Here is a 7,641-nt window from a genome sequence, read left to right on the forward strand (position 1 = left end):
GCAATCCGTTAAGAGCAAACAGCATGAGTGATCCTGAAGTACAGACAACCCTAGATGCCCGCGGACTGTTTTGTCCGGAGCCGGTGATGATGCTGCACAATACCATTGCCGATATCGATATTGGCAATGTGGTAGAGATTCTGGCAACCGACCCATCGACCAAACGGGATTTTGTTAAATTCTGCAGTTTTCTCGGCCATGAAATGTTGGCCAGTGAAGAGACTGATGGCGAATTCCGTTTTCTGATCCGTAAAATGTCGGATGATTAAATCCGCCATCATTGCGGTTTGATGGGCTTTGCGGCAGACAGCAGTGGCTTTTGTTTTGAAATTCCTGACTTTGAAATTGGTTGTTTTGAATTTTAAGGCCGCTGAAAAATAAAAAAGGAGCTGATGCTCCTTTTTTATTTTTGCTTCAGCGGATTGCTATCCGCTTTCTGCTATCAGAGTGTCAGGCTGGCCTTCAGCGCGTTAATAAAACGGGCTTTGAGTTCAGCTGAAGCCTTAACGGTTAACCAGCGGCTGACCAGTTGCTGACGCTCCTGATCAACACTCAGGCCTTTGCCCAGACCTTCTGCCAGACGCTGTACCTGAAGCTCCATCCGGCGGGCTTTATCGCTGGCCAGTGTTTCCACATCCGCCAGGCTTTCCAGCTGAATGCAGATATCCTGCGCACTGTCACTGTCACTGGTCTGGCCATCACGGTAAGCGTTGAAGGCGTCGTCGCTGTAACCTTGTGGCAGGGGTTTTTCACAGGCCTGAGTCCACTGGCTGTCGTCACTGTCAAGCTGTTCAATGCGGTTAAGCAGCCCCTGCCAACGACTCAGTTCTTCGGCTTTTTTCTGTGCACTGGCCAGATCATTCAGACCATCGCTGACCTGATTGAGCGATTTAACCAGACGCTGATGCGCACTGCGTGGCAGCTGGATCGCACTGAAATCATCACGGATAACGGTCAGTTGATCACGCAGTTCAGGCAGCGGCTGATCACTGCTCAGCAGTTCATTGGCTTTGTTCACCAATGCTTCTGCCGCAGCAACGGTTTCATTCAGCTCTGCTTTACGCGCTTCACGGTTTTCATTTAAGCGTTCAAACACATGGTCACAGTGTTTGCGGAATTGCTTCCATAATTTCTGATCAGCGCTGCGCGGCATAACGCCGATGTCTTTCCAGCGTGTCTGCAGGGCTTTTACCTGATCAACCGCGCCACTGAGATCTTCGGCTTCGGCAATCTGCTGGGCGTCGTTTACCAGTGCCTGTTTCAGTGCGATGTTGCGGTCGTACTCATTTTTCAGGTGCGCATAAATACGGTCGCAGACCTGATTAAAGCCGTCCTGAGTGCGTTTGTGTTCGCTGCGCTCAACCGGCGAATAGCTGCGGAATGTTTCCCGCGCTGCGTCCAGCGTTTTCTGCACGGTTTTCCAGTCGGCAGAGGACCAGTCCATGGAGGACTCATAGCTGTCCAGTTCAGCGATTAACGCATCGCGCAGGCTGATATTCTGTTCGCGCTGGCGGGCCACTTCGGCAAAGTATGCACGGCAGGGTTCAAAGGCTTTATCACCGGCGGCCTGAAAACGCTCCCACAATTCGTTATCGCCATTTGCGCTGCCGAGGGATTTCCATTCTTCCTGCAGGTTGTGAATTTTTTCTGCCAGCAGGTCAGGGGCGATGCTGGCTTCTGCCAGAGCTTCCATGGCTTCAACCAGCTGCTCTTTTTTCGGAGCAGTGGCAAAACCTGCCCAGTCACGCATTTCCTGCAGACGGGCCTGCAGGGCACGGAAACGGCGCTGCAGTGGGGCAGCACTTTTTTCATCCAGCTGGCGCAGGCCGTTGTTGATTTTGTTGCTCAGGCGTCCGGCGTCTTTCACCTGACCGGCATCCAGACTCTGTTCCAGTTCTGTCAGCTGATCATCAATGGTTTTACTGCGGCTGTGTTGCTGCTGGTTAAGTTCTTCGCACGCTGTTGCCGCCTGCTGCTGACGCTCATTCAGCTGGTTCAGCCACTGCGGTGCGGCAAAGGCTTTCGGCCAGTTGATGCTTTTCAGCCACTGTTCTGCCTGACGGCGGGCTTTGGTCAGTTGTTTAAGGTCTTTGTCCAGTGGCTGCTGCAGCGCCTTCTGTATTTCCTCAGCCAGTGAAGCACTTTTCTGCAGAGCGGACTGCAGGGCAAACAGACTTTGCAGCTGGTTTTCAAACTGACGGGACTGATCATCAGCGGGTTTGTTCTGGCGGAAAGCTTCGTCCCAGCGACTCTCAAGCTGTTTCAGCAGAGGCTGAAGGCTTTCGGCATTGTGCTCAGCAGCGTTGTCGCTGATGGCGGCGACTTCCTGCAACAGGCTGGTCTGTTGTGCCGCTGCAGCAGCGGCCTGCGCCTGTTGTTCGGCCAGACGGGATTCTTCTGCGGCGTGGGCGGCAAGAATGTCAGCGGCGGATTTCAGTTCCTGTTCGATGGCTGCTGTGGTGCTGCTGTCAGCATCGGCCTGCAGCTGTGGCCATTGTTTGCTCAACAGCTGGAATTTGCCATTGAACTCAGGGTGATAACCAATGCGGTTCAGATGACGGGCCTGCGCCAACAGCTGTTCTACCGCTTCATGGCGTGCTGCGTTGGCCTGCTGCTGCGCTTTCTGTTCGCTCAGGCGGTCTTTCGCCAGACGATACAGCGCTTTATCTTTGCCCTGAGCATGATCCTGCAACTGCTGCAGTTTGTCGGCATCGTGGATGCCTTCAGCGGCTGCCAGACGCACACGGGCGACAGGGTGTTCCATGGCCAGTTTCAGGCGCTGGGCTTCATCACGGATGCCGGAAACCGCCTGCAGACGAAGTTCGTTGTCCGGGGTCAGTCCGGCAATGCGGATCAGGGTATCGGTATCACTGATGGTGCTGATGTCTTTACCGGCCGGCAGCAACAGATTCAGCAGTTGCTCTCGCGCCTGCTGGCGTACGTCGTCCTGCTTGTCGTGCAGAAGTTGTTCGAGGGCTTTTTCACTTTTGATGAAAGTGACGGCTTTTACCCGCAGACGGGCAAGGCTTTCGCCGGCAATAAACGCCAGGCGTTCGTCGTCTGTATTGAATCCATCGAGTGCCTGTTCGCGAACTTCGGGTTCCGCGTCCTGCCATTTCTGTGTACGGGATCTGGATTTAAATAACTTCTCGAATAATAACATCCGCTTGCCGTCCGTCTTTTCCGGTGTCTGATCCGTTCTGTTGTCATTTTTTACCGTATTTTTACGGTGCCTGAGCGCTTTTTGCACAGAACGGAGAAATAAAAAGCGCGACCATTGTACCCGCACGGGTTGAATAGGGAAGGGGCGGATAATGGCGGATGTGAACACTAAAGAAGCCAGTCGGCCATGCTAACATCCTGCGCTAGCTGCAGGGGCCCGGCTTTAACGTCAGCGTGCACTCTGCAGCGGAAATAAGATAATAAGACCGACCCGGGGAATATCATGACTTTTATCCGCTTTATGGCAGTGAACGTACTCTTCTTGCCTGTCCTGCTGACTACTGGCTGTGCCTCTATGGGATTTGGACCACGCCCGTTGTCTGAACTCACAGATCATTACGCCAACGATAAATCCCGCTTTGTGGCAGTAGATAATCTGCTGCTGCATTACCGCGATGAAGGCCAGACGCAGCCCGGGGCACCGGTACTGGTGCTGCTGCATGGCGTAGCGTCGTCACTGCATACCTGGGATGGCTGGGTGGCTGAACTGAAAAATGATTACCGTATTATTCGTCTGGATTTGCCTGCTCACGGACTGACCGGGCCTGACCCGGATGTTAAGCGCTACGATACCGCGTACATGACGGACAAGCTGGATAAATTTCTTAATGCCCTCGGTCTGACTGAGGTCAGTCTGGCGGGCAACTCGCTGGGCGGCTTTATCAGCTGGAATTACGCTTTGTATCGTCCGCAACGTGTGGAGAAGCTGATCCTTATTGATGCCGCCGGCTACCCGCAGCCGATGCCTTTTATTATGGACGTCGCCTCCTGGCCTGTGATCGGTGAAATGAGCAGCCTGATGATGCCGCGTTTTCTGGTGGGGATGAACCTGCGCGATGCTTATGGTGATTCAGAGAAGGTGACGGATGAGCTGGTGAAACGCTATCACGATCTGAGCCTGCGCCCGGGCAACGCCATGGGGCTGGTGAATATCTTCCGGACCATGAAAGTGCAGAGCCGCAATCCACATCTGGCCGATCAGGTGCCGCAACTGCAGGTTCCGACGCTGTTGATGTGGGGTGAGCAGGATGAATGGGTGCCGCTGGATGTGCTCGCCAGTTTCCGCCGTGATCTGCCTGAGGCCAGCGTAATTACTTATGAAGGTGTGGGGCACATGCCGATGGAAGAACTGCCTGTTCAGTCTGCACGGGATGCGCAGAATTTCCTGCGGACGGGAAAAGTCTTTACACTGCCGTCTGCTACAGCAATGAGTGACTGACCCCGCCCGCCAAAAAGGTTTCGGGTCCGGCAGTCACGGAGGAAGATTGGCTTTTGAACAGTATTGTCTGGTACGACTACGAAACCTTTGGTGCCATCCCGGCGTGGGACCGTCCTGCGCAGTTTGCCGCAATCCGCACCGATGAAGATCTGAATGAAATTGAAGAGCCGGTGGAGTTGTTCTGCCGTCAGTCTGATGATTACCTGCCGCACCCGCAGGCGGTTTTGATCACGGGTATTACGCCGCAGGACTGTCAGAGCAAAGGCCTGAGCGAAACCGAATTTATGGGGCGCATTAACGATGTGTTCAGTGTGCCCGGTACCTGCAGTGCCGGTTACAACAGCATTCGCTTCGATGATGAATTCACCCGTTACGGTCTGTACCGCAATTTTTATGACCCGTATGCGCGGGAATGGCAGGGCGGTAATTCGCGCTGGGATCTGCTCGATATTGCCCGCTGTGCCTACGCCCTGCGCCCGGAAGGCATTGAATGGCCGAAGCATGAAGACGGCCGCATCAGCTTTAAGCTGGAGCATCTCACCGCCGCCAATGGGCTGGACCACGGCAAGGCTCACGATGCCGTCTCCGACGTGCGGGCGACCATTGCAATGGCACGCCTGATTCGTGATAAACAACCGAAATTATACCGTTATCTTTATGATTTGCGCACGAAACAGAGTGTCGGTGCGCTGGTGGATGTCAGCAACCATAAGCCGCTGGTGCATATATCCGGCATGTTCCCGGTAGAGCAGGGCTGTATGGCCGTGATCGTACCGCTGTGCTGGCATCCGACCAACAAGAACTCCTTTATCGCTTTCGACCTCCATCAGGATCCGACGCCACTGTTCGAGCTGAGCGCCGAAGAGATTCAGCAGCGGGTCTTTACCCGTAGCGCAGATATGCCGGAAGGCATGGAACGCCTGCCACTGAAAGAAGTGCATATCAATAAGGCCCCTGTGCTGGCACCCGCGAAGACCCTGACGCCGGATCAGGCGGAGCGCTGGAATTTAAGTGGCGATACACTGCGTAAGCATCTGGGTATGATCAAGAACGGCGAAAACCTCACCAGTAAAATGCATCAGGTATTTTCTTCGCGGGAATTTGCCAAAACCACCGATGTCGATGCCCAGCTCTACGACGCATTTTTCCCCGCCGCGGATAAACAGGCCATGGAAACCTTACATCAGCTGTCAGACTGGGACCTGGCCGACTGGCCGGCGCCATTTAAGGACTCCCGTGGCGAAGAAATGCTGTTCCGTTACCGGGCACGTAATTTCCCCGATACGCTGGATGAGAAAGAGCGGGAACGCTGGGAACAGCACAGAACTGCGCGTTTGATGAGTACAGATCCGGCATTTCCGGGACTGAATTTTGAGCGTTTTGCCCGTGAGCTGGAGCTGGCTGCCAACCAGGTGATGGATGATCCGGTGAAACTGCAGTGGATTCAGGATCTGCAGCTGTATGCAGAATCCATCTATCCCGCTATGGATTGGTAGTGGCGTGGTAGTGGATTAGTATCAGCGTACATTTTCCCGGTGATGTTAATAAATGTCCCGGGATGTCTTAGTTTATCTACTTAATTGGAACCAGTATAAATACCTGTGCTGTAAGTGCGTAATACCTTAGTCGAAAACTAAGACTAAGGTAGCTCTGCGCTGTATCGCTTCTGCATTTCCCTTTCTTTATCTTCCGTCTGGCCTGACATACCAATTAATAAAAAAAGGGAACCTTCGATGCAAATTCAGCCACGCCGTGAAGGCGAAGAGCAGCCGTACTGGCCTGCAGGTCCGTTCAAAATCCGTTTACCATTTGTTCACTACCGCTGGGAAATGCCGGAGACCATTCAGGCTCTGGTTATGTTCGTCGTCGGCCTGGCGATGATTCCTCTGCTGGAGAAATACCTGGGCATGCCTTACGAGGCGGCGCTGGCGTTTACCTTCATCGCAGGTTTAGGCTACATGCTGCCGGCGTTGCTCGGCGTACCACTGGTACCAGGCTGGATTACGCCTGCGATTCCGGTGGTGATTCTGTTCCTCAACGGCTATGAACCCGGTCCGGATGCGATCAAAGCCCTGTTCGCGCTGCAGATTGAGGTGACGCTGATCTTCCTGATTCTGGGGGTCACTGGCTGGGGTTCAAAACTGGTTCAGGTTATTCCTAATTCTTTGAAATCCGGCATCATCATCGGTGCAGGTATCGCGGCTATGATGGGCGAACTGAAAAGCGGTGGCCGTATTGATGCGACGCCAATTTCCCTGATCATTGGTTCCGTGGTTTCTGCCTACGTACTGTTCTCTCTGTCGTTTAAAAACGTCATCGAACAATCCGCGATTGCCCGCCGTATCGCCAACTTCGGTATGGTGCCGGGTATGATCGTTGCCATGCTGGTGGGCTGGATTGTAGGTGAATACCCATGGCCGGATATCGAGTGGGGCATTACCAATCCGGACTTCGGTCTGATGGCTGAATACCTAGTATTCTCCGTCGGTTTCCCGGGCTGGGATGTCTTCCTGATGGCCATTCCTACTGCTCTGATTGCTTACGTTATCGCCTTCGGTGACATCATTGTTGGCCGTACTCTGGTTGAGCGTATCGACAGCGTCCGTCCGGATGAAAAGATCGAAGTGAACGTAAACCGCGTACACACAGTGACTGCAATCCGTAATGGTATCCATGCCTTCTTCGCCCCATGGCCGGGGCTCGCGGGTCCGCTGTGGACAGCGGCGCACGCAACCGTAGCAGAGCGCTATGCGATGGGACGTAAAGCGATGGATTCCATCTACAGCGGCGGCGGTACCTTCTGGATCACAGGTATGATTGCACTGTTCTGTCTGCCGCTGGTGACTATGTTCAAACCGGTTCTGCCGATTGCACTGTCGCTGACTCTGGTTCTTACTGCTTATATCTGCATCATGGTAGGTATGGAACAGCTGAAAAACCCGACTGAGCGCGGTGTTGCCGGTATTGTGGCGGTAACTCTGGCGATGCCGGATCCAAAATCCACTGTGTATGCGGTGATTATTGGTCTGGCTCTGTACTTCCTGATTGAGCGTCCGCGTTTGATGGGTAAACACAACCCCGATGATGAATTTATGTTCGCCGATCCGGAAACAAAAGAGACTGAGCAGAAGAGCTGAAGCAAAAAAGCTGCAGTTAAATAACAAACCCGGGCTTGCCCGCAATGCTGTTCACTTAAGCGG

The 7,641-nt window shown here is 53.7% G+C and carries 5 protein-coding genes; 4 read left to right on the top strand and 1 reads right to left on the bottom strand.

Annotation, left to right across the window (positions count from 1 at the left end):
• Nucleotides 1-23: 23 nt before the first annotated feature.
• On the top strand, nt 24-269 hold the full coding sequence (tusA, locus tag B2Z72_RS15935; protein ID WP_296980975.1) for a sulfurtransferase TusA: 246 nt from the start codon (nt 24-26) through the stop codon (nt 267-269).
• Nucleotides 270-442: 173 nt separating this feature from the next.
• On the opposite strand, the gene B2Z72_RS15940 is transcribed toward tusA, so the two are convergent.
• Nucleotides 443-3,163: a DUF349 domain-containing protein gene (locus tag B2Z72_RS15940; RefSeq protein WP_296980973.1), complete on the bottom strand. Its 2,721-nt coding sequence runs from the start codon at nt 3,161-3,163 to the stop codon at nt 443-445.
• Between the two features lie 282 nt (nt 3,164-3,445).
• On the opposite strand from B2Z72_RS15940, the gene B2Z72_RS15945 reads away from it, so the two are divergent.
• The 3 genes from B2Z72_RS15945 (at nt 3,446) to B2Z72_RS15955 (ending at nt 7,578) form a co-directional block, all read left to right on the top strand.
• Nucleotides 3,446-4,441: an alpha/beta fold hydrolase gene (locus tag B2Z72_RS15945; RefSeq protein ID WP_296980971.1), complete on the top strand. Its 996-nt coding sequence runs from the start codon at nt 3,446-3,448 to the stop codon at nt 4,439-4,441.
• Nucleotides 4,442-4,494: 53 nt separating this feature from the next.
• A complete protein-coding gene (gene sbcB, locus B2Z72_RS15950; protein WP_296980969.1) occupies nt 4,495-5,937 on the top strand; it encodes an exodeoxyribonuclease I in 1,443 nt (480 codons plus the stop codon).
• A gap of 237 nt (nt 5,938-6,174) precedes the next feature.
• A complete protein-coding gene (locus tag B2Z72_RS15955; RefSeq protein ID WP_297005262.1) occupies nt 6,175-7,578 on the top strand; it encodes a solute carrier family 23 protein in 1,404 nt (467 codons plus the stop codon).
• Nucleotides 7,579-7,641: the final 63 nt, after the last annotated feature.

This window comes from Thalassolituus sp. UBA6592 (genome assembly GCF_002433655.1).
Lineage (GTDB): Bacteria > Pseudomonadota > Gammaproteobacteria > Pseudomonadales > Oceanobacteraceae > Venatoribacter.

Excerpts from the sequence above, each read along its gene's own strand:
- tusA (WP_296980975.1), top strand. The coding sequence starts at position 24 with ATGAGTGATCCTGAAGTACAGACAACCCTAGATGCCCGCGGACTGTTT.
- B2Z72_RS15940 (WP_296980973.1), bottom strand. The coding sequence starts at position 3,163 with ATGTTATTATTCGAGAAGTTATTTAAATCCAGATCCCGTACACAGAAA.
- B2Z72_RS15945 (WP_296980971.1), top strand. The coding sequence starts at position 3,446 with ATGACTTTTATCCGCTTTATGGCAGTGAACGTACTCTTCTTGCCTGTC.
- B2Z72_RS15955 (WP_297005262.1), top strand. The coding sequence starts at position 6,175 with ATGCAAATTCAGCCACGCCGTGAAGGCGAAGAGCAGCCGTACTGGCCT.